Genomic DNA, 1643 nt, shown 5'->3' on the forward strand with positions numbered 1-1643 from the left:
CCGTCATTCCGCACCTGATTTTCTGATTTCCGGTGCTTGACACCGAACCGCCAGTTTGATCTATTACTACTTTTTGGCGGCAGCAGCATGGCAACTCCTTCTTATCGCATTAAAAACCTCGATCATTTGGGCTTGGTGGCAGGAATGTGCCGTGAACTGGGGCTGGCCCAGATGGTCGATGCCGTCGTGCCGAAGCAGGGAGATTATCAGGTGTCTCACGGTGAGGCCCTGGTGGCCATGATCATCAATGGTCTGGGATTTCACAGTCGAACGCTGCACATGTTTCCCCAGTTTTTTGCCGATAAACCCACCGAACGCCTGCTACGCCCCGGTATTCTGCCCGAACATCTGAATGATGATGCCTTGGGACGTTGTCTCGATGCGTTGTTCGCGGCCGATGTGTCCGCGCTTTATCAGGTCATGGCCGAGCAGGTCGTTGCTCGACTGGGGCTGAACAGCACCGCAGTCCACCTCGATATCACCAGTTTCCATGTGGATGGTGCCTATGAGCGTGCCGAAGACGACCCTGCTTGCATCAAATTGGTTAAAGGCTACAGCCGGGATCATCGGCCAGAGCTGAACCAGGTTATCCTGGAGCTGATTTGCGAGAATCAGGCCGGGCTGCCGGTCTACATGCAGGCGCTGAGCGGCAATACCAATGACCAGAAAGCCTTTGCAGAAGTGACCCGACAGCATGTTAAGTCGCTGAAAGCGGCCCAGCAAAGCCGCTATTTCGTCGGTGATGCCGCGCTCTATACTGCCGATTCGCTTTCAGCTCTGCATCAGCAGGAGCAGCTATTCGTTACTCGAGTGCCGATGACGTTGAAGGATGCCAAGCACGCCGTCTCGAACCTGCAAACGGAGCGACTGGAGACCCTGGGGGATGGCTACCATGGCTACTGGATCGAGGCCGATTATGCCGGTGTACCGCAACGCTGGTTGCTGGTGCGCAGCGAACAGGCCACTAAACGTGAACAACAGACAGTCACCAGGAATCTGCTGAAAACCGGCACGCGTGAGTTCAAGCAGTTCCAGAAGTTATGCAAAAAACGCTTTGCCTGTCAGCAAGATGCAGAGCAGGCCCTGGCCGAGTTCAGCCGTGGACTCAGCGTGTTGCGGATAGAGGAAGAAGCCGCCTTGGCGCAGCCGATTTATAGCGGAAAGGGCCGGCCCAAGAAGGGTCAGCCCCCGGAAAGAATCGACTACCAGTTAACCGGCCAGGCGGTGACCTGCCTGGATAAAGTGGCCACGGCCAAGGAGCAGGCGGGAATATTTATCCTGGCGACCAACGATCTGAGCGACCATCTGGACATGGCCGGACTGCTCGCGACCTACAAATCCCAGCAAACAGTAGAACGCGGCTTCCGTTTTCTGAAAAGCCCGGAGTTTCTGACCTCTTCCCTGTTCCTGAAAAAACCAGAACGCATCGAGGCGTTGCTGATGGTAATGACTTGTAGCCTGATGATTTATGCTGCGTTGGAACACCGTATCCGGCAGTCACTACGGCAGAAAGAGCTCAGCTTCCCGGACATGAAGAAGAAGCCGAGCCAGAATCCTACCGCGCGGTGGGTCTTCCTGTGCTTCAGCGGCATTCATGAACTGTCGGTGGGAGACGAAACACCGCTGATCGTCAATCTTCAATC

1 protein-coding gene is annotated in these 1643 nt (G+C 55.4%); it reads left to right on the top strand.

Translation table 11 applies throughout. From position 1 onward, the window contains the following. Positions 1-87: 87 nt before the first annotated feature. A partial coding sequence (locus UN63_RS16825; RefSeq protein ID WP_104488638.1) for an IS1634 family transposase occupies positions 88-1643 on the top strand: 1556 nt, incomplete at its 3' end.

Source organism: Oceanisphaera arctica (genome assembly GCF_002936955.1).
In the GTDB taxonomy this organism is placed as follows: Bacteria; Pseudomonadota; Gammaproteobacteria; order Enterobacterales; family Aeromonadaceae; genus Oceanimonas; species Oceanimonas arctica.